This is a genomic window from Ideonella sp. (assembly GCF_041287625.1).
In the GTDB taxonomy this organism is placed as follows: Bacteria; Pseudomonadota; Gammaproteobacteria; order Burkholderiales; family Burkholderiaceae_C; genus Ideonella.
Map to the genome: position 1 here is coordinate 73,490 of NZ_JBGGNH010000056.1, position 18,251 is coordinate 91,740.

Here is an 18,251-nt window from a genome sequence, read left to right on the forward strand (position 1 = left end):
CTCTTCGGCGCAGTGCGCCGGCCCTCGTTCGCCATCACAGGCCAGCCACCAGGCCTTTGGCAGCTTCCCGCAGGCACTGGATCAGCTGCGCGCTGCTGGGCGTGCTCAAGCGCCCGCGCAGGGTGATGATGCCCACCGGCGGCAGCTCGATCGGCACCTGGACGGGCAATACCTTGAGCAAGCCCTCGCGTTCGAAATGCAGCGCCACCTGCTGCGCAAGAAAGCCCAGCGCCGCGCGCTCGCGCATGAAGCTGAGGGTGGCCAGGAAGGACGCCGTCTCGATCAGGTCCACCGGTGGGTTCAGCCCATGCTTGTAGAACATCTGGTTGAGCTTGATGCGGGAAGACGCCCAGGGCGGCGGCACCACCCACGGCACCTGCGCAAGGTCCCGCCATGAGAGCCTGGACCGGCCGGCAAGTGGATGATCAGGCCGCGCCACCACACGCATCGGCTCCTCGTACAGCGCTTCGGTGGTCAGGTCGGGCGAGGCGTAGCCGGGCTCCAGCCGGCCGACAAACAGGTCGAGCTCGCCCACCCGCAAGCGAGGCAGCAGCCGGGTCAGGTCGCCCTCCTCCACCAACACCGTGCTCTGCTCCGACTGCGCCTTGAGCAAGGCCACGGCCCGGGTCAACAGCACCGGCATCGCCACCACCATGCAGCCGACGCTGGTGCGGCCGGTCGCGCCGCTGGCCACGGAGGCGATCTCGTCTCGCGTTCGCCCGTAGTCGGCCAACACTGAGCGGGCAAAGCGCACCACGGCTGCGCCATAAGCGGTGGGCTCGGTCCCGCGGGTAGAACGGTCGAACAAGCTCAGCCCGAACATGCGCTCGATCTCGGCCAATGTCTTGGACACGGCAGGCTGGGTCACCGACAGGAATTCGGCCGCGCGGCCCAGATGGCGGAACTCATCCAGCGCCACCAGCAGTTGCAGGTGACGCAGCTTGAGGTTGGAGCGCAGCACACGGTCAATGTCAGCCATGGCCAACCATAACCTGAACGGAATGAAGACAGTCCAGTATGTGATTGGATCGTCATGATGCAAAAGCCAAGAATGGCAGCCACTACAACAGGAGACATTCCCAATGACTGCCAGCCGCCGCCACTTCATCCTCGGCAGCCTGGGCGCAGCAGCGCTCACCGCCACCGGACGCGCTTCTGCCGCCGGGTACCCCGAACGGCCGATCACCTTCATCTGCCCCTGGCCCGCAGGCGGTACGGCCGACATGACCATGCGCGTGCTGTGCGCGGAGGCGGCCAAGTCGCTGGGCCAGACCGTGGTGCTGGACAACAAGGCAGGCGCTTCCGGCATGCTGGGACTACGCACGATGGCCTTGGCCAAGCCGGACGGCTACACCATCGGCCAGATCCCGATCTCGGTGGCGCGTTTTTCGCAGCTCGGTTCGGTGCCGCTGGACCCGTTGAAGGATCTGAGCTACATCGCCCGTGTCTCGGGACAGACCTTTGGCATCGTCTGCCAGGCGGCGGCACCGTGGAAGGACATCAAGGAACTGGTGGCCGATGCCAAGGCCCACCCTGGCAAGCTGACCTATGCCAGCGCCGGCGTGGCCGGTGCCACGCATGTGGGCATGGAAGAGTTCAACCAGGTCGCCGGCATCGAGATGCTGCACATCCCGTACAAGGGCGGTGCGCCAGCCCTGCAGGCGGTGCTGGGCGGCGAAGTCAACCTGCTGATCGATTCCAGCTCCTGGGCGCCCCATGTGCAATCGGGCAAGCTGCGTCTGCTGGGCACCCTGGGCGCCCATCGCACGGCAGATTTCAAGGACGTGCCCACCGTCACCGAGCAGGGCTTCCCTGTGGTGGTGGACGCGCCCAACGGCATCGGCGGCCCCAAGGGCATGGACCCCGCCGTGCTTGGCAAGCTGCGCGCGGCCTTCCGGCAGGCGGCGGCCAGCCCGGAGTTTGCTGCTGCCTGCAACCGGATCGACGCACCGCTGATGTACCTGGATGGCCCGGACTACGAGCAATACGTGGCCCAGACCATGCAGAAGGAAAAGCTGCTGATCGACAAGCTCAAGCTGCGCGAGCTGCTGGCCAAGGGATGACCGTCTCAGCCCGCCTCCAACACCCCATGCAAGACGACGCACCATTGATCCGCCTGCACGACCGTGACAACGTGCTGATTGCCCGGCGCCCCATTGCGCTGGGCGAGGCCTTGGGCGGCCTCCAGCTGCGAGCCCGCGCCCAGGTGCCGGCCGGGCACAAGATCGCCGCCCGCGCCATCGCCGAGGGCGAGCCCATCCTCAAGTACGACACCGTGATCGGCTTCGCGGCCCGCGCGCTCGAGGCAGGCGAGTACCTGCACACGCACAACATCCGCCACGAGGAACGCGAGGGCTTCGCCTGGGAATTCGGCACCGACCTGCGTCCCGTGGCGCTGCTGCCCGAAGCCGAGCGCGCGACCTTCCTGGGCATCGTGCGCGCCGACGGCCGGGTCGCCACGCGCAACTACATCGGCCTGATCGCCTCGGTGAACTGCTCCTCCACCGTGATCCACAAGGTGGCCGAGTGGTTCACGCCGGAGCGGCTCGCGGCCTATCCGAACGTGGACGGTGTCGTCGCATTCGCCCAGACCAGCGGCTGCGGCATGTCCTCGCCCAGCGAACACTTCGACGTGCTGCGGCGCACCCTGGCCGGCTATGCGCGCCACCCGAACCTGGCGGGCGTCGTCGTCGTGGGGCTGGGCTGCGAGCGAAATCAGGTGCCTGAATTGATGGCCTCGCAGGGCCTGAATGAAAGCCGGCAACTGCAGAGCCTGGTGATGCAGCAGGCGGGCGGCACCCGCGCCACCATCGCGGCAGGCATCGCCGCCGTGCAGGCCATGCTGCCGGCGGCCAATGACATCCAGCGCGTGCCGGTGCCTGCCAGCCACCTGAAGATCGGCCTGGAATGCGGCGGCTCGGATGGCTTTTCCGGCATCAGCGCCAATCCCGCGCTGGGCGCGGCGATGGACATCCTGGTGGCCCATGGCGGCACCGCGATCCTGTCCGAAACGCCGGAGATCCACGGCGTGGAGCATCTGCTGACGCGCCGGGCGGTCAGCGAGGCCGTGGGTCGCAAGCTGCTGGCACGGCTGGACTGGTGGAAACGCTACACCGCCGGCCACAACGGCCAGTTCAACGGCGTGGTGGGCCCTGGGAACCAGGCCGGCGGGCTGGCCAACATCGTCGAGAAATCGCTGGGCTCGGCGATGAAGGCCGGCACCACGCCACTGCGTGCGGTCTACGAGTACGCCGAGCCCATCACCGAAACCGGCTTTGTCTTCATGGACTCGCCCGGCTACGACCCGGTGGCGACCACCGGCCAGATTGCCAGCGGCGCGAACCTGATCTGCTTCACCACCGGCCGCGGCTCGATGTTCGGCTCCAAGCCGGCGCCTACCCTCAAGCTGGCCTCCAACACCCCGATGTTCGAGCGGCTGAGCGAAGACATGGATATCAACTGCGGGTTGGTCATCGACGGCAAGCTCGACATCGCAGAGATGGGGCAACAGATCTTCGCGCACATCCTGCGCGCGGCCTCTGGCGAAGCCACCTGCAGCGAAAAACTCGGCCTGGGCGACCATGAGTTCGTCCCCTGGCATCTTGGAATAGTGAGCTGAACATCCGATGCAAAACGACCTGACCCTGCACGACGGCGCATTGCTGCGCAGCCAGAACTTCATTGCCGGCACATGGCGCGCCGCTGCCGCCGGCGCCACGCTGGCGGTGACCGACCCGGCCAACCAGCACCTGATCGTCGAGGTGCCCGACAGCACCGCCGAAGACGCGCAACAGGCGGCCGATGCCGCCCACGCGGCCTTCCCGGCCTGGCGCGCCACCCCCGCCAAGGCCCGGGCCCAGCTCATCAAGCGCTGGCTGGCCCTGATCCTGGCGAACCAGGAGGACCTGGCCCGCCTGATCTCGCGCGAGCAGGGCAAGCCGCTGGCCGAAGGCCGGGCCGAGGTGCTGTACGCGGCCAGCTATGTGGAATGGTTTGCCGAAGAAGCCGTGCGCATCTGCGGCGACGTGATCGCGCCGCCGGTGGCCGGCCGGCAGATGTTCGCGGTCAAGGAACCGGTGGGCGTGGTCGCGGTCATCACGCCGTGGAACTTCCCGGCGGCGATGATCGCCCGCAAGATCGCGCCGGCCCTGGCTGCGGGCTGCAGCGTGCTGGCCAAGCCAGCCGAGGACACGCCGCTGACGGCCCTGGCCCTGGTGCGCCTGGCTGAGCAGGCCGGCATGCCGGCCGGCGTGCTCAACATCGTCTGCGCCTCGCGCGACCACACCCCGGCTGTGGTCGACGCCTGGCTGGCCGATGGGCGCGTGCGCAAGATCAGCTTCACCGGCTCCACGCCGGTGGGCAAGCACCTGGCGCGCGAGTCGGCGGCGACCCTCAAGAAGCTCTCGCTGGAGCTGGGCGGCAACGCCCCCTTCATCGTGTTCGACGACGCCGAGCTGGACGCGGCGGTCCAGGGCCTGATGGCCGCCAAATTCCGCAATGGCGGCCAGACCTGCGTCTGCCCGAACCGCGTCTATGTGCAGGCCGGCGTGTTCGAAGCCTTTGCCGACAAGCTGGCGGCCCAGGTGGGCGCCTTGCGCGTGGGCCCGGCCACCGAGGCCGACAGCCAGATCGGGCCGATGATCAATGCGCGCGCCGTTGACAAGATCCTGCGCCACATCGACGACGCCGTGGCCAATGGCGGCAGGGTTCTGGTCGGCGGCCACCGCGTGCGGGAAGAGCTGGGCCCCAACTATGTCGCGCCCACGGTGCTGGCCGGCGCCACCAAGGCCGCCGCGCTGTGTGCCGAAGAGACCTTCGGCCCGGTCGTGCCGCTGTTCCGCTTTGAACAGGAGGACGAGGTGCTGCGGGACGCGAACGACACGCCCTTCGGGCTGGCGGCGTACTTCTATTCGCAGGACGTGCGCCGCATTGCCCGGGTGGCCAGCGCGCTGGAGTGCGGCATCGTCGGCATCAACGAAGGCGCGATTGCCGCCGAAGCCGCCCCCTTCGGCGGCGTCAAGGAGTCCGGCTATGGCCGCGAAGGCTCGCGCCACGGCCTGGACGACTACATGCACATCAAGTACCTCTGCCAGGGAGGGTTGGCATGATCGCCGCCGGCAACCCTTTCAAGGCTGCGCTGGCCCGCGGCGAGCCGCAAATCGGCCTGTGGCTGTCCATGGCCCATCCCTACAGCGCAGAAATCTGTGCAACCGCCGGCTTCGACTGGCTGCTGATCGATGGTGAACACGCGCCCAACGATGTGCGCGCCAGCCTGGCCCAGTTGCAGGCGGTGGCGCCGTACCGCGGCCAGCCGGTGCTGCGCAGTGTGAACAGCGAGCCCGCGCTGATCAAGCAGTTGCTGGACATCGGCGCCCAGAACCTGCTGGTTCCGATGGTGGACACGCCCGAGCAGGCGCGCGCCATCGTCGCCGCCACGCGCTACCCGCCGCAAGGCATGCGCGGCGTGGGGGCTGCGGTGGCGCGGGTGTCGCGCTGGGGCGCGCGGGCCGACTACGTACACCGCGCCAATGACGAGGTCTGCCTGCTGGTGCAGGCCGAGACCGTCACCGCGCTGGCGAACCTGGAGGCGATCTGCGCGGTGGACGGCGTGGACGGCGTCTTCATTGGGCCTGCCGACCTGGCCGCGTCGATGGGCCATCTCGGCCAGCCGCAGCACCCTGAAGTGCAGGCCGCCATCGACGACGCGATCCGCCGCATCTGCGCCAGCGGCAAGGCCGCCGGCACGCTCACCGGCGACGTGGCGGCAGCGCGCCGCTACCTGGACCTGGGCGCGCGCTTCGTGGCGGTGGGCATCGACGTGACACTGATGGTCAATGCCGTGCGCCAGCGCGCTGCCGAATTTGGCCTGGGCGGCCCGCCGCTTGCCAGCGGCACAGGCCCCTATTGATTGACTCGAACGAATCGAAAGAATCCACAGATGAGCAAGACACTGAAGATCGCCGTGATTCCCGGCGACGGCATCGGCAAGGAAGTGATGCCCGAAGGCCTGCGCGTGCTGGAAGCTGCCGCCCGGCGCTTTGACATTCCGTTGGCCTTCACGCCCATCGAATGGGCCAGTTGCGACTACTACGCGGACCATGGCCAGATGATGCCTGACGACTGGAAGGCCAGGCTCAGCGGCATGGATGCGGTCTATTTCGGCGCTGCGGGCTGGCCCGCCACCGTGCCCGACCACATCTCGCTATGGGGCTCGCTGTTGAAATTCCGGCGCGAGTTCGACCAGTACATCAACCTGCGCCCGGTGCGCCTGTTCGACGGCGTGCCCTGCCCGCTGGCAGGCCGCAAGCCCGGCGAGATCGACTACCTGGTGGTGCGCGAGAACACCGAAGGCGAGTACACCAACCTCGGCGGCGTGATGTATGCCGGCACCGAACGCGAGATCGTCATCCAGGAGTCGGTCTACTCGCGCTTCGGCACCGACCGCGTGCTCAAGTACGCCTTCGAGCTGGCCCAGCAGCGGCCGCGAAAGCACCTGACCGTCGCCACCAAGAGCAACGGCATCGCCATCTCCATGCCCTGGTGGGACGGGCGCGCAGACGAGATGGCCAAGGCCTACCCGGCCGTCAGCGTCGACAAGCAGCACATCGACATCCTCAGCGCCCGCTTCGTGCTACAGCCTGGCCGCTTCGACGTGGTCGTGGCCAGCAACCTGTTCGGCGACATTCTTTCCGACCTGGGGCCTGCGACCACCGGCACCATCGGCCTGGCGCCCTCGGCCAACCTGAACCCGGAGCGCCGCTTCCCGTCACTCTTCGAGCCGGTGCATGGTTCGGCGCCAGACATCTTTGGCCAGAACATTGCCAACCCGGTCGCCATGATCTGGTCCGGTGCGCTGATGCTGGATTTCCTGGGCCACCGCGCCGCCCACGACGCGATCGTCCATGCCATCGAGCAGACCCTCTCCAGCGGCCCGCGCACCCGGGACCTCGGCGGCCAGGCGTCCACCACCGAAATGGGCAAGGCCATCGCCGCACTGATCGCCTAGCAGCACGGGGCTTGGCAGCGAGGCACGGCCTCTTTTGGATCGGACCAGATTAGGCGATTTGCTCATGTTTGCTGCGCAGTAAACATGGCACCGACCGGTCACTGCCCCGTCGGCCCCTGGTGAAACACCAGATCCTCCACCACCTCGCCGCCGACCAAGTGCTGTTCGATGATGCGGTCCATGTTGGCGGGAGTGACGTTGTAGTACCAAGTGCCATCCGGTTGCACGCACATCACCGGCCCCCCCTTGCAGGCGGCGAAGCAGCTGACGCGGCTGCGTTTGACACGCAGCTCGCCGTCGTTCAGTCCTGCCGCCTTGAACTTGTCGCCCAGGCTGTCGAACAGCTGCTGCGACTCACCGTTGGCGGTGCAGCGGGTGCCGGTGCAGACCAGCAGGTGGCGGCGGTAGGCGCCGATCTTGGGTTTCGTAACCGTGGCCGCGCTGTCGGCGGTCCCAGGTGCGTCGCTCATGCTTCGTCTCCTGTGGCGGCGGCCTCGGCCAGTTCCGCCGCCGCGACCGGCTCGGCCAAGGTCGAGACGATGTAGTCCAGCGGCAACCGGTGGCGCAGTGCCAGTGCCTCGGCGCTCTCGCCGGCGGCGTGTTCGGCCTGCAGCGTGTCCAGCCAGCCCAGCAGGCCGGTGGACAGCGAGCGGCCGGGCTTTTCGCCTTCGCGGGTGTCGCCGCCGGCGTCCAGGTCGTACTTGTTGGCATAGCCGCGCGGCGTGACCATCAGGCCGTGGCGCACGAAGGTGTGGCTGTTGCCGATCAGCACCGTGGTCAGCATGCCGATGTCGGCCTCGGCCATCCTGTCCAACGTGGTGAACTCGATGCGCTCGCGGCGGCGGTAGGCGCTCTTGACGATGGCCACCGGCGTGTCGGCCCGGCGGTGGCGCAGGAACAGGCGCTGGGCCTCGACGATCTGCCGCGTGCGGCGGCCGCTCTTCGGGTTGTAAAGCGCAACCACGAAGTCGGCACTGGCAACCGCATCCAGCCGGCGCGCGATCACCGGCCACGGCGTCAAGAGGTCACTCAATGAGATGGCGCAGAAGTCGTGCGTCAGCGGCGCGCCGACCAGGGCCGCGCAGGCGTTCAGCGCCGAGGCACCGGGCACGATCTCGACCTTCACCTCGTCGTCCGGCGTCCAGCCGGCCTGGAACAGCACCTCGAAGGTCGGGCCGGCCATGCCGTACACGCCCGCGTCGCCCGACGAAATGAGCGCCACTTTCTTGCCGGCGCGCGCCGCTTCCAGCGCGCTGACGGCCCGGTCCAGCTCCTCGGTCATGCCTTTGCGCACAACCTCCTTGCCTTCCAGCAGCTCGGCCACCAGCTTGATGTAGGTGACGTAGCCGATCACCACGTCGGCCTCGGCAATCGCCTCGCGGGCGCGGGCGGTCATGTGGGCCTGGCTGCCCGGGCCGATGCCCACCAGCATGATCTTGCCGGCGGTGCTTGGCGCCACTTCAGGGGAATCGATCTCGGTCGTCATCATTGCTCCGAATCAAGGTCAGGCGCGAGCCGCCAGCGGCTGCGCGGCGCCACTGCGGCCGGCGAGCAACAAGGGCTGCAGGAAGCGTCGGAACAGCGGCAACGCCGCGGCGCCCAGCGAGGCCCAGAAGGCCAGCGCCAGCCAAGCCGTGGCCCAGACGAACTGCTGTTCCAGCGACTGCATCTGCTCGCGCGCATTGCCGCTGAAGCCGGCCAGTGCGTCCCCGCCCTGCGGCGCGCCGACCAGGAAGGGCAGCGCCAGCAGCGCGGCCGCGGCCGGCCAGCGCCAGGCGCGGCTGCCAAAGCCCAGCAACGCGCAGGCGCCCGCGGCACTGGCGGCGCTCAGCAGCCACCAGGCCTGGCGCTGGTGCAGCGCCGGTGCGTCCATGCCAGGCAGTTCGGCCGGCAGGCCGAGCGAGGGCCAGAAGTGCAGGCTGAGCCAGCCGGCCGCGGCAATGGCGGCCAGCGTTCGCCAGCCCACAGGCGCGGCGCGGCGCCAGACGGCGACCGAAGCGACGACCAGCACCAGCAGCGCCATCGCCATCGCGTTCAGCACGTTGGCGACCCAGGTCCAGAAGCCACGCTCGACACCGTCGGCGGGCTCCCAGGCCCCGGCGCCGTGGTCATGCGCGTGTTCGTGCACCTCTTCATGCGCATGGTCGTGGGCGTCGGCGTCGGCGTGGGCATGTTCATGTTCGGCCGCTTCCGGCGCTTCCGCCTTCTGCTCTTCGAACACCTCGGCCGCCAATATCAGCGGCACGGCCTGCCAGCGCTGCAGCGCAAACTGCAGGCTGCCCACGGCCAGCGCCAGCGCCAGCGCGCACCAGATCAAGCGTCGCAGCAGCATGCTCGCCCCGCTCAGTGGCAAGGCCGCACGGTCACGTGGCGCACGTCGTGCGCGGCGTTGTGCGCCAGCGGGCTGTCGGCAAAGGCCACGCCGTACAGCATCACCAGGCCCAGCAGTGCTGCGGCAGCGAGCTGGCGCGCGAGGTGGGCGCCGGTCAGGGCCTGGGTACCGAAGGTGGTGGGGTTCAGCGTCGTGGTGGTGTTCATGTCAGCTCCTTGAGGGACGGGGAAAAATGGGGTTGGGTGGCGAGGCGGGCGACCGACACCGTGGCATTGCGCCCATCGGCGCCACGGTGGCGCAGCTTCTCGACGCGCAGCGCGCTGGCATCGGCCGCACCGGCAGCCAGCAGCGCGGCGGCTTCGCTGACGGACGGTGTGCCGGTGTGGCGGCGCACGGTTTCGGAGGGATTGGGTACGTTCACCGCAGCCAGCTCTTCGGGTGCATAAAAGTGGACCGACCAGCCATGCTCGGCGGCCAGCGCCAGCAGCCCGGGCTCGTCGGCCTTCAGCGTGATGCTGGCGACAGCGGCCACGTCGGACAGGCTCGCACCGAGCTGCGCCAGCGCGAGGTCGATGGCCTGCGCCAGCGTCTCGCGCGATGTGCCGCGGTCGCAACCCAGGCCCAGGGACAGTTTCATGCCGTGGCCTCGACCGGCGGCCGATAGACCACCAGCTTCTCGCTCAGCTGCTGCCATCGTGATTCAGGCACCTCTGCATGCGTGACCCACAGCACCGCGGCGAAGCGGGCCAGGTCCACTTCCTCGAAGCGGTCGAAGCGGTGGATGTTGGCAGGCAGCGGCGTCGGGCGGGTCCACCAGTGCGGGCTGCCGGCTTCCTGCACAAAGGCCACCGGCTCCTGGTTGACGACCGCCGCCGAGACCCGCGTGATGTTCAACTTCGGCGCCTCGACGCGCCAGCCCAGCTCGCGGCCCAGGATGTCGACCGGGATGGTCTTGCCCACGTCCGAAGCGGTGGTCAGCACCGGCGTGGCCTGCAGCAGCGCGGCGACCTTTTCCGCCATCGCATTGGCGCCTCCCACGTGGCCAGAAAGCACCGGAATCACGAACTGGCCGGCGTCGTCCACGACGACCACTCCCGGGTCCTCGTCCTTGCTCTTCAGGTGCGGCGCGATCAGCCGCACCACCGCACCCAGCGAGACGAAGAACACGATCTGGTCGAAGCGCTGGAACAGGCCGGCGATCTCGTCCTTGAAGGCGCCGCTGTAGGCCAGCACGGGATTGGCGAGGCCAGCCATCGCGTCGGCAAACTTCGCGGCCACGCAGACCTCAGCTTTGGGCAATGCGCGGGCCAGCGAAGCGACCTGTGCGGCGCCGTGCTTGGTGATGGCCACCAGCGCAATGCGCACAGCGGGATTTTCAGTTTCAGTCATCGGCCATTTCCTCGGTGTCCGCTTCGGCCGGCTGGGCCGTCGCCGCGGGGGTTTTCTTCTTGCAGCCCTTGATGCGCTCGCCACGCTGGCGCAGCGGGTTCTGCACGATCAGCAACGAGAGGTAATTGACCTTTTCGCCGCGCAGCGTGGTGATGTCGCGCACCACGCGCTCTTCCGGCGCGCCGGCCTTCTCGACGAAGCAGACCCGGTCCAGCAGGCCGCGCCGCTCAAACAGCGCGATCAGCTCGTCCAGCAGCGGCTTGACCTTCATCAGCACCAGCGTGTCGAAGTCGTCCAGCAGGCGCTCGACCAGGTCCACGCCATAGGCCGCCGGCACGATGGCCACGGTGTCGTCCTGCTCGGCCAGCGGCTGGCCCAGCTCGGCGCAGCTGGCGATGAAGCTGGGCACGCCGGGCACGATCTCCACCGCCACCTCGGGCGCCATCGCCTTCACCGTCTGCGCCAAGTGGCCGAAGGTGGCGTAGGTGGACGCATCGCCCTCGACCAGGAACAGCACGTCGCGCCCGGCCTGCAGCAGCGGCAGCACCGTCTGCGCCGCACGCAGCCAGGCCCGGCCGAGCTTCTCGCCGTCGTGCGTCATCGGGAACAGCAGTGCCTGCGACTCGCCCGCGCTGGCGGCGGGCGGTGTGAGCCCGGCACGCGACGCAATCGCGAGCGCATAGCTTTCGCTCTTGCCACTGCGGATCGGCCAGGTCCATACAGCATCCGGCCGCTGCAGCAAAGCAAACGCGCGGCGCGTCATCAGCTCCGGGTCGCCGGGGCCAAGCGACACCCCGAACAGGGTGCCGGTCATGCGCCCACCTGCGCCTTCTGCGCGCAGACGATCCACACCGGGTTCTCGGCCGCCATGCGGTTCATGTGCAGGATGGGCTTGCTGCGTGCCGCTTGCAGTTGCAAGACATCCCATGAAATAAGGCCCCCAAGGCCGCCTGAAGGCGTCCGCCCCCCCGAGGGGGAACTCGGAAGCTTGGGGCGGCCCGGCGCTTCCTCGACCTCGCCGTTCAAAGCCTTCAGCGTCGCGGTGGCGGTGGCGAGGTTTTCCAGCGTCACGAAGTTCATCACCAGCCAGCCGCCGCTGCGCAGGCGGTGCAGGCACAGCGCGATCAGCTCGGCCAGCTCGCCGCCGGAGCCGCCGATGAAGACGGCGTCCGGGTCGGCCCAGCCGTCCAGCTGCTCGGGCGCCTTGCCGTGCACCAGCGTGTGGTTGGCCACGCCGAAGCTGGCGCGGTTGCGCCCGGCAATGGCCACGTCGGCCTCGTTTTTCTCGATGGCCCAGACATGGCCTTCCGGGCACAGCCGCGCGGCCTCGATCCCCACCGAGCCGGAGCCCGCGCCAATGTCCCAGACGATGCTGTCCGCGCGCAGCTGCAGCCGCGCCAGCGACACCGCCCGCACCTCCTGCTTGGTGATCAAGCCTTTGTCGGGCTGCCGCTGTTCGTAGGCCGCATCGGGCAGGCCGAAGCTGACCGGCCGCGGCCGGGCCTGGTGGCGCCACAGCAGCATCACGTTCGGTTCGGCAAACGTCATCCCGGCGGCCTGAGCGGCGCTGAGGCCGCTGTGGATCTTCTCGTCCGGCAGCAGCAGGCGCTCGGCCACCGCGAGCTGGAAGTCCTCGCCCAGGCCTTCGGCCAGCAGCAAGCGGGCGACGCGGTCCGGGCTGTTGGCCGGGCTGGTCAGCAGCGCCAGCCGTTCGTGGCGACGCAGCGCCTGGGCCAGTGCGTAGAGGCCGTGGCTCGGGTCCGCGCCGACAAGCCATTCACCGGCGTCTTTCGAATGGATGCTGACGATCTTCAGGTCCTGCCAGACCAGGCCGACGCGGGCGCAGGCCAGCTGGATGGTGGAGACGTTGGGCAGCACCTCGATCGCGTCCAGGCACAGCTTCATCGCCAGGTAGCCGGCAATGCCATGGCACAGCGGGTCGCCGGTGGCCAGCAGCACGCAGCGCTGGCCGCGCGCCTGCGCCTCGCGGATCTGCTCGACCACCGCGGCCAGGCCGGCCAGCTCGCGGCGCTCGGCCTCGGGCGAGATGCGGGCTTCCAGCAGCGCCAGCGTGCGGCGCGCGCCGATCACCAGATCCGCCTCGGCCAGCGCCTGCAATGCCGGTGGTGCCAGGCTGGCGGCGCCATCGTCCAGCACGCCGACGATGCGGCAACGTGGCGGTGGCAGGTGTTCCATCTGCATGGTCAATCGTCCTCCCCAGCGGGATCGAATTCGGGTTCAAACGCGGGCAGAGCTGAGTCTGAAACGAGTGGGCCGGAGCTGGCCTCGGCGATCTTCACGCCGTCGAAATCGCAGACCAGCACGTCGAGCTGGAAGCGGCCCGGGTAGCGGCCGATCACGGTGCTGACGACCTTCTCCGCCAGAGCCTGGTGGAAAGGCCCCAGCAGGCCCAGTGCGGTCATGCGCTCGGAGGCGAAGCGTGCCGTCTCTGCCGCAGCAATCGCCGCGCATTCGTCCGGCGGCGCGCCGATGCGGGCAGCCAGTTCGGCCAGCAGGCCGGTGTCAACCTCGGCCCGGTTGGCGTGGGTAATCGTTTCGCCCTGGGCGATCTTGGTCAGCTTGCCGACCATGCCGCCGATGACGATGTGCTTCAGGCCGACCTTGACCGAGGTGTCCAGCGCGTAGCGCAGGAAGTCGCCCATCTGCACGAAGCAGGCCTCGGGCAGGCCCGGCCGCTCGGCAATGGCGAACTTCTCGGTCCGGCCGCCGGTGGTCAGCACCACCATGCCGGCGCCGGTGGTGGCCGCCACTTCCACGCCCTGCACCACGCTGGCCCGGTAGGCTGCCGTGGAATACGGCCGCACGATGCCGGTGGTGCCGAGGATGGAAATGCCGCCGAGGATGCCCAGCCGCGCGTTCAGCGTCTTCCTGGCCATGTCCAGGCCTTGCGGCACCGAGATGGTCACGGCCAGGCCGCATTCGTCCAGCAACGCGCCGGCGGCAGTGCGCACATTGGCCTCGATGTTCTGCCGCGGCACCGGGTTGATGGCCGGGCCGCCGACCGCCAGGCCCAGGCCCGGCAACGTGACGGTGCCAACGCCAAAGCCGCCCAGCAGCAGCACCTGGCCGGGCAGCTCGGGGCGCAGCGCCACGTCGGCGGTGAGCCAGGCCTTGTCGGTGCAGTCCGGGTCGTCGCCGGCGTCCTTGATGACCACCGCATGCGCGCGCCGGTCCCAGCCCTGGCCTTCGCAGCGCGGCTCGGTGACCGCGAATCGCACCCGCTGGCCGTTGGGCAGGTCGCAATCCACCTCGGCCGGCACCTCGCCGTCCACCAGGCCCAGCACCGCTGCGCGCGCCGCCGCCGCCGAGCAGGCGCCGGTGGTGAAGCCCGTGCGGGTGCCGCGCTTGGCGGTTTTTTCCATCATGACGGGCTTCGCTCCTGCGCTTCGGCGAGACCGAGCAGCGCATGGATGGCCGCGACCACCAGCGTCGAGCCGCCCTTGCGTCCGCGGATCACGATCCACGGCACCTCGTTCACGGTGGCCATCAGGTCCTTGGACTCGGCGGCCGAGACAAAGCCCACCGGCATGCCGACGACCAGCGCCGGCTTCGCGCCCTCTTCGCGGATCAGCCGCACCAGCTCGATCAAGGCCGTGGGCGCATTGCCGATGCCGACGATGGCGCCGTCCAGCAAGCCCTGGCGGTGCGCCTTGCGCATGGCCTGCACCGCGCGCGTGGTGCCCTGGTCCGTGGCCAGGGCGATCACGTCCGCGTCGCTGATGAACTGGTGCGTGGCCATGCCGAAGTGGGCCAGCCTCGGGCGCGAGAGGCCGACGCAGATCATCTCCACGTCCGCCACCACCGGCGCGCCGCCGGCCCGCACCGCGCGCAGGCCGGCTGTCACTGCGTCAGGGTGGAAGTCGGTCAGGCCGTTGAAGTCGAAGTCGGCGTTGGCGTGGATCATGCGGCGCACGATGGCCCACTGCGCCGGTGTGTAGAAGGCCTGCGGTCCGACCTCGGCGTCGATCACCGCAAACGAGTCGTGCTCGATGGCACGGCCGGCCGCGGTCAGCTGCTCGGTGACGACGTTGCCGTTCGGGATCTCAGGCATGGCTGTGGCCCGCGTGGTCGTGTGAGGCGTGGTCATGCGCATGTTCGTGCGGATGCTCGTGCCCGTGGTCATGCGGGTGCGCGTGATCGTGGTCATGCGCCGCCGGCACGTGGCCGTCGTCATGGTGATGGTGGCCCTGGCCGTGTTCCTCGGCGAACAGGCGGAACTTGCAGCCGTCGCAAGGCATCAGCGCTTCGGGCGTGCCGTCCAGCAGGTCGTGCACGCGCTGGTCCATCAGCCCGAAGATCTCGGGCTCGAAGCCGAAGTAGTGGCCGCTGGCAAAACGCACTTGCGGGTACTGCAGCCGCAGGTGCTCGATCTGCCGGCCAATGCGCTGCACCAGCGTGCCGGTGAACAGGTAATACGGCAGCACGACGATCTGCCGCATGCCCAGCAGCGCCTGGCGCTGCACCACTTTTTCCAGCCGCGGCCAGGTGATGCCGGTGAAGGCCAGGTCCACCAGTTCGTGGTCGGTCTCTTCCAGCAGCCAGCGCGCCATCTTGGCCAGCTCGCCATTGGCGCCGCGGTCCGAAGAGCCGCGGCCCAGCACGATCACGCCGGTGCCGGTGGGGTCCGGCATGTCCAGCGTGTTCATCGCGCTGCGCAACTGGCGGCGGAGGATTTTCAGGATTGGCTCACCGGCGCCCAGGTGCGGCGCGTAGAGGAACTGCACGCCCGGGTTTTCGGCCCGCGCCTCGGCGATGTGCTCCGGGATTTCCATCTTCGCGTGGCCGGCCGCGTTGAGGATCAGCGGCAGCACCAGCACGCGCCGGCTGCCCTGGGCGGCGCGTCGCAGGCCGGCCTCCAGCATCACCTCGGCGAACTCGATGAAGCAGACCTCGATGCGCCATTCCGGGTGCTTGGCGCGCCATTGCGCGGCGAACAGCTCGATCTCGTCATTGCCGCTGCGCTCACGCGAGCCATGGCCAATGATCAGGACCGTATCGGTCAGCGTGGCGTGAGTGTGCGCGGCGGTTTGCAGTGCGATGGGCACGATGTCGTTCATGAGGTTTCCTTCGTGGCTTCGCTCGCGCGCCGGAAGCGGTGCGTGAACGTGGCGTCGTACAGCTTGGATTTGGTGAGTTCGGCCCAGCCGCGTGCGCCCAGCGTGGGGCTGGCGATGACCATGGCCTGGCTGACGATGCCGGCCTCGCGGCAGAGCTGCTTGATGGTGGCGACCGTGCCGCGCACGATGCGCTCTTCACCCGGCCAGCTGGCCTTGTGCACCACCAGCACCGGCGCGTCTTCCGGCCAGCCGGCTTCACGCAGCCCGGCCTCGACCTTGTGCAGCAAGGTGATGGACAGGAAGATGCACAGCGTGCACCGGTGCGCCGCCAGCTCGGCCAGCGATTCGCCGGCCGGCATCGGCGTGCGGCCTTCCACGCGGGTAAAGATGGTGGTCTGCGTGACCTCGGGCAGCGTGAAGCTCTCGACCGCCGCCGCAGCCGAAGCCATGGCCGACGAAACGCCTGGCACCACGCCGATGGGGATGCCGGCGGCGTCCAGCGGCTGCACCACCTCGATCAAGGTGCCGTACAGCGCCGGGTCGCCGGTCTGCAGGCGCAGCACGGTGGCGTGGCGGCCGGCGCGCTCGCTCAGCCAGGCCACCATCTGGCCCAGCGTCATGTCCTTGGAGTCGGCGATCTCGCAGCCTTCGGGCGCCCAGCGCGTGGCGGCCTCGCTGACCAGCGAGCCGGCAAACAGGATGGCGCCGGCGCGTTCGACCAGCGCGCGGCCCTTGACCGTGATTAGGTCCGGGTCACCCGGGCCGGCGCCGACGAACCACACCGTGCCCAGGCGTGCGGCGGCCACAGGCCGCTCGGGTGCCGGCGCATCGGGTGCCAACTGCATCTTGTCTTCCTCCGTCGCCCCCACCGGGCATGGCGCTGCAAAGCGCAGGACGAAACGAAGGCGAAGAAACGGGGATGGACGCGCTGGAGGGCCGGGTTGAACGGACGCGGAGGCGCATGCACCCCATCGCCCACCGCAACGGCCTGCTCACATGCGACAGGCCGGTCTCCGGGCTTGCGAGCCGCCGGCCATGCACGTGCACGCCGGCTGGCCGCCGATCCCCTTCCCACACCCTTGTTTGTCGGGCGCAGTGGTCAAAACGCCGGGCCAGGCCCGTCGCCGATCGGCTGCCAAGAACTCGCTTACCGTTGCGGGGGCAGCGCCGGAATGACAGACCCCTGGGGGTTCCTGCGCACCGGCTTCCCGTTTCATCTTGCCGAACCCGAAGGCCCGGCAAGACACCTGAAGCTGGCGGCAGTGTAACGGCTACACCGGCGCCACGGCAGCCCTGCGGCGCGTGCCCAGCAAGAGCAGCGCGGCCAGCGCGGCAAAGCCGGCGCTGGCCAGCGGCACCGGGCCGGCATCTTCGCCCTGCACCATGAACGAGGCCACCAGCGGACCAAACGCGCTACCCAGCAGCTGCGCCGCCGGCACCAGCCCGGCCAGGCGGCCGCTGGCATCGGCGCGGAAGGCCAGGCCGATGTGGAAGGGCAGCATGAACAGCCAGACAAAGCCGAACACCGCGCAGGCCAGCGCAAAGGCCTGCGGCCGGCCGGGCGGCAGCCCGTGCACCGTGAGCGTCGCGGCGGCCAGCAGCGCCGAGGCCAGTGCCAGCAGCGGCAACACCGGCCAGCGGCGCACCGCCAGCGAGCCGACGCTGCCGCCGATGACCTGCATCACCAGCACGCCGGCGATCAAGGTCTGCGCCGCTTCGGCGTCGAAACCGGCCGCCTGTGCCAGCGGCTCCAGGTAAGCCCAGAACGCGCCCAGCGTGGCCAGCTGCAGGAAGACGACCGCAAGCGGCAACGCGGTCGCCAGCGACCAGCGAAAACCCGAGGCCGCAGCCGGGACCAGCCGCGCAAGCCTGGCCGGCTGCAACCAGGCCAGCGCGACCACCAGCGCCGTCAGCGCTGCCAGCGCAACAAACGCGCCCTGCCAGCCCCAGGCAGGCACCACCGCCTTGGCCAACACCAGGCCCAGCGCGGCCTGTGCCAGCGTCTGCACCACGAAAAACACGCCGCCGATGCGCGCCGGCTGGGCACAGCGCACGATCACGCCGGTCGTGCCCCAGACCAGCACGCCTTCGGTGAGCCCCGCGGCCGCGCGCACGGCGATCAGTGCGCTGTCGCCAACCGCGCGCAGCGTCAGCAGATCGAGGGCCACCGTCAGCAGCGCCGCAATGACGGTGATGCGCCGCAACTGCGCACCCGGCAGCAGCGCGTCGCCCAGCACCACGCCCAGGCCGACCGCGACGATCTCGCCCATCGCCACCAGGCCCACGCCTTCCAGCGTCACCGCCCTGGCTTCCAGCAGCGCGCCCAGCACGATGGGCTGGGTGCCGATGATCAGCACCGCGATGGCGCCCACCGCCAGCGCCGCCGCCACCTGCAAGGTGGACCAGCCCTCCGCTTCGTTCCGGCTCATGCTCACTCCTCCGCCAA

The 18,251-nt window shown here is 69.3% G+C and carries 19 protein-coding genes and 1 riboswitch; of the genes, 5 read left to right on the forward strand and 14 right to left on the reverse strand.

The window, feature by feature from the left end:
- Positions 1 to 34: 34 nt before the first annotated feature.
- Positions 35 to 979: a LysR substrate-binding domain-containing protein gene (locus ACAH41_RS20725; RefSeq protein ID WP_325654253.1), complete on the reverse strand. Its 945-nt coding sequence runs from the start codon at positions 977 to 979 to the stop codon at positions 35 to 37.
- A gap of 103 nt (positions 980 to 1,082) precedes the next feature.
- Between ACAH41_RS20725 and ACAH41_RS20730 the strand changes: the two genes are divergently transcribed.
- Genes ACAH41_RS20730 through ACAH41_RS20750 form a run of 5 tightly spaced genes read left to right on the forward strand, consistent with a single transcriptional unit; the run spans position 1,083 to position 7,006 of the window.
- Complete coding sequence (locus tag ACAH41_RS20730) at positions 1,083 to 2,063, forward strand: tripartite tricarboxylate transporter substrate binding protein (RefSeq protein ID WP_325654254.1); 981 nt, start codon at positions 1,083 to 1,085, stop codon at positions 2,061 to 2,063.
- A 26-nt stretch (positions 2,064 to 2,089) separates the two neighbouring features.
- Positions 2,090 to 3,619: an altronate dehydratase family protein gene (locus tag ACAH41_RS20735; RefSeq protein ID WP_325654255.1), complete on the forward strand. Its 1,530-nt coding sequence runs from the start codon at positions 2,090 to 2,092 to the stop codon at positions 3,617 to 3,619.
- 7 nt (positions 3,620 to 3,626) lie between these two features.
- Positions 3,627 to 5,108: an NAD-dependent succinate-semialdehyde dehydrogenase gene (locus tag ACAH41_RS20740; RefSeq protein ID WP_325654256.1), complete on the forward strand. Its 1,482-nt coding sequence runs from the start codon at positions 3,627 to 3,629 to the stop codon at positions 5,106 to 5,108.
- Positions 5,108 to 5,908, forward strand: coding sequence for a 4-hydroxy-2-oxoheptanedioate aldolase (hpaI, locus tag ACAH41_RS20745; RefSeq protein ID WP_325654390.1), 801 nt, complete (start codon positions 5,108 to 5,110; stop codon positions 5,906 to 5,908). The genes ACAH41_RS20740 and hpaI overlap by 1 nt, the downstream gene beginning before the upstream one ends.
- 30 nt (positions 5,909 to 5,938) lie before the next feature.
- Complete coding sequence (locus ACAH41_RS20750; RefSeq protein ID WP_325654257.1) at positions 5,939 to 7,006, forward strand: tartrate dehydrogenase; 1,068 nt, start codon at positions 5,939 to 5,941, stop codon at positions 7,004 to 7,006.
- 98 nt (positions 7,007 to 7,104) lie between these two features.
- Here the strand turns inward: ACAH41_RS20750 and ACAH41_RS20755 are convergent, their stop codons facing one another.
- From ACAH41_RS20755 to ACAH41_RS20815, 13 genes are all read right to left on the reverse strand, one after another.
- Positions 7,105 to 7,476 carry an NAD(P)H-dependent oxidoreductase subunit E gene (locus ACAH41_RS20755; protein ID WP_325654258.1) on the reverse strand — a complete coding sequence of 124 codons (372 nt, stop codon included), beginning with the start codon at positions 7,474 to 7,476 and terminating at the stop codon, positions 7,105 to 7,107.
- Positions 7,473 to 8,492: a precorrin-3B C(17)-methyltransferase gene (gene cobJ / locus ACAH41_RS20760; RefSeq protein ID WP_325654259.1), complete on the reverse strand. Its 1,020-nt coding sequence runs from the start codon at positions 8,490 to 8,492 to the stop codon at positions 7,473 to 7,475. The genes ACAH41_RS20755 and cobJ overlap by 4 nt, the downstream gene beginning before the upstream one ends.
- Before the next feature lie 18 nt (positions 8,493 to 8,510).
- Positions 8,511 to 9,338: a CbtA family protein gene (locus ACAH41_RS20765; protein ID WP_325654261.1), complete on the reverse strand. Its 828-nt coding sequence runs from the start codon at positions 9,336 to 9,338 to the stop codon at positions 8,511 to 8,513.
- Positions 9,339 to 9,349: 11 nt separating this feature from the next.
- Positions 9,350 to 9,544, reverse strand: coding sequence for a CbtB domain-containing protein (locus ACAH41_RS20770; RefSeq protein ID WP_325654262.1), 195 nt, complete (start codon positions 9,542 to 9,544; stop codon positions 9,350 to 9,352).
- Positions 9,541 to 9,975, reverse strand: coding sequence for a cobalamin biosynthesis protein (locus tag ACAH41_RS20775; RefSeq protein ID WP_325654263.1), 435 nt, complete (start codon positions 9,973 to 9,975; stop codon positions 9,541 to 9,543). Before ACAH41_RS20775 ends, ACAH41_RS20770 begins: the two co-directional genes overlap by 4 nt.
- Positions 9,972 to 10,727: a cobalamin biosynthesis central domain-containing protein gene (locus tag ACAH41_RS20780; RefSeq protein ID WP_325654267.1), complete on the reverse strand. Its 756-nt coding sequence runs from the start codon at positions 10,725 to 10,727 to the stop codon at positions 9,972 to 9,974. Before ACAH41_RS20780 ends, ACAH41_RS20775 begins: the two co-directional genes overlap by 4 nt.
- Positions 10,720 to 11,541 carry a precorrin-2 C(20)-methyltransferase gene (gene cobI / locus ACAH41_RS20785; RefSeq protein WP_325654268.1) on the reverse strand — a complete coding sequence of 274 codons (822 nt, stop codon included), beginning with the start codon at positions 11,539 to 11,541 and terminating at the stop codon, positions 10,720 to 10,722. Before cobI ends, ACAH41_RS20780 begins: the two co-directional genes overlap by 8 nt.
- Positions 11,538 to 12,923 (reverse strand): precorrin-6y C5,15-methyltransferase (decarboxylating) subunit CbiE, encoded by a 1,386-nt coding sequence (cbiE, locus tag ACAH41_RS20790; RefSeq protein ID WP_325654392.1) that lies wholly within the window; start codon positions 12,921 to 12,923, stop codon positions 11,538 to 11,540. The genes cobI and cbiE overlap by 4 nt, the downstream gene beginning before the upstream one ends.
- 8 nt (positions 12,924 to 12,931) lie before the next feature.
- On the reverse strand, positions 12,932 to 14,113 hold the full coding sequence (locus ACAH41_RS20795) for a cobalt-precorrin-5B (C(1))-methyltransferase (protein ID WP_325654271.1): 1,182 nt from the start codon (positions 14,111 to 14,113) through the stop codon (positions 12,932 to 12,934).
- Entirely contained in the window at positions 14,110 to 14,835 is a 726-nt protein-coding gene (locus ACAH41_RS20800; RefSeq protein WP_370538446.1) for a precorrin-8X methylmutase, read from the reverse strand. Before ACAH41_RS20800 ends, ACAH41_RS20795 begins: the two co-directional genes overlap by 4 nt.
- Positions 14,792 to 15,805, reverse strand: a complete 1,014-nt coding sequence (locus ACAH41_RS20805; protein WP_325654273.1) for a sirohydrochlorin chelatase — start codon at positions 15,803 to 15,805, stop codon at positions 14,792 to 14,794. Before ACAH41_RS20805 ends, ACAH41_RS20800 begins: the two co-directional genes overlap by 44 nt.
- The gene (gene cobM, locus ACAH41_RS20810; RefSeq protein ID WP_325654274.1) at positions 15,802 to 16,650 is read right to left on the reverse strand and encodes a precorrin-4 C(11)-methyltransferase; all 849 of its coding nucleotides are present in this window, start codon (positions 16,648 to 16,650) and stop codon (positions 15,802 to 15,804) included. Before cobM ends, ACAH41_RS20805 begins: the two co-directional genes overlap by 4 nt.
- Before the next feature lie 141 nt (positions 16,651 to 16,791).
- A riboswitch (cobalamin riboswitch) is annotated at positions 16,792 to 17,071 on the reverse strand.
- A gap of 5 nt (positions 17,072 to 17,076) precedes the next feature.
- Entirely contained in the window at positions 17,077 to 18,234 is a 1,158-nt protein-coding gene (locus tag ACAH41_RS20815) for an MFS transporter (RefSeq protein ID WP_325654275.1), read from the reverse strand.
- Positions 18,235 to 18,251 lie beyond the last annotated feature (17 nt).

Excerpts from the sequence above, each read along its gene's own strand:
- ACAH41_RS20765 (WP_325654261.1), bottom strand. The coding sequence starts at position 9,338 with ATGCTGCTGCGACGCTTGATCTGGTGCGCGCTGGCGCTGGCGCTGGCC.
- ACAH41_RS20805 (WP_325654273.1), bottom strand. The coding sequence starts at position 15,805 with ATGAACGACATCGTGCCCATCGCACTGCAAACCGCCGCGCACACTCAC.
- ACAH41_RS20770 (WP_325654262.1), bottom strand. The coding sequence starts at position 9,544 with ATGAACACCACCACGACGCTGAACCCCACCACCTTCGGTACCCAGGCC.
- ACAH41_RS20775 (WP_325654263.1), bottom strand. The coding sequence starts at position 9,975 with ATGAAACTGTCCCTGGGCCTGGGTTGCGACCGCGGCACATCGCGCGAG.
- ACAH41_RS20755 (WP_325654258.1), bottom strand. The coding sequence starts at position 7,476 with ATGAGCGACGCACCTGGGACCGCCGACAGCGCGGCCACGGTTACGAAA.
- cbiE (WP_325654392.1), bottom strand. The coding sequence starts at position 12,923 with ATGGAACACCTGCCACCGCCACGTTGCCGCATCGTCGGCGTGCTGGAC.
- ACAH41_RS20725 (WP_325654253.1), bottom strand. The coding sequence starts at position 979 with ATGGCTGACATTGACCGTGTGCTGCGCTCCAACCTCAAGCTGCGTCAC.
- ACAH41_RS20815 (WP_325654275.1), bottom strand. The coding sequence starts at position 18,234 with ATGAGCCGGAACGAAGCGGAGGGCTGGTCCACCTTGCAGGTGGCGGCG.
- ACAH41_RS20730 (WP_325654254.1), top strand. The coding sequence starts at position 1,083 with ATGACTGCCAGCCGCCGCCACTTCATCCTCGGCAGCCTGGGCGCAGCA.
- ACAH41_RS20750 (WP_325654257.1), top strand. The coding sequence starts at position 5,939 with ATGAGCAAGACACTGAAGATCGCCGTGATTCCCGGCGACGGCATCGGC.
- ACAH41_RS20735 (WP_325654255.1), top strand. The coding sequence starts at position 2,090 with ATGCAAGACGACGCACCATTGATCCGCCTGCACGACCGTGACAACGTG.
- ACAH41_RS20795 (WP_325654271.1), bottom strand. The coding sequence starts at position 14,113 with ATGATGGAAAAAACCGCCAAGCGCGGCACCCGCACGGGCTTCACCACC.
- ACAH41_RS20800 (WP_370538446.1), bottom strand. The coding sequence starts at position 14,835 with ATGACCACGCCTCACACGACCACGCGGGCCACAGCCATGCCTGAGATC.
- ACAH41_RS20780 (WP_325654267.1), bottom strand. The coding sequence starts at position 10,727 with ATGACTGAAACTGAAAATCCCGCTGTGCGCATTGCGCTGGTGGCCATC.
- cobJ (WP_325654259.1), bottom strand. The coding sequence starts at position 8,492 with ATGACGACCGAGATCGATTCCCCTGAAGTGGCGCCAAGCACCGCCGGC.
- cobM (WP_325654274.1), bottom strand. The coding sequence starts at position 16,650 with ATGCAGTTGGCACCCGATGCGCCGGCACCCGAGCGGCCTGTGGCCGCC.
- ACAH41_RS20740 (WP_325654256.1), top strand. The coding sequence starts at position 3,627 with ATGCAAAACGACCTGACCCTGCACGACGGCGCATTGCTGCGCAGCCAG.
- cobI (WP_325654268.1), bottom strand. The coding sequence starts at position 11,541 with ATGACCGGCACCCTGTTCGGGGTGTCGCTTGGCCCCGGCGACCCGGAG.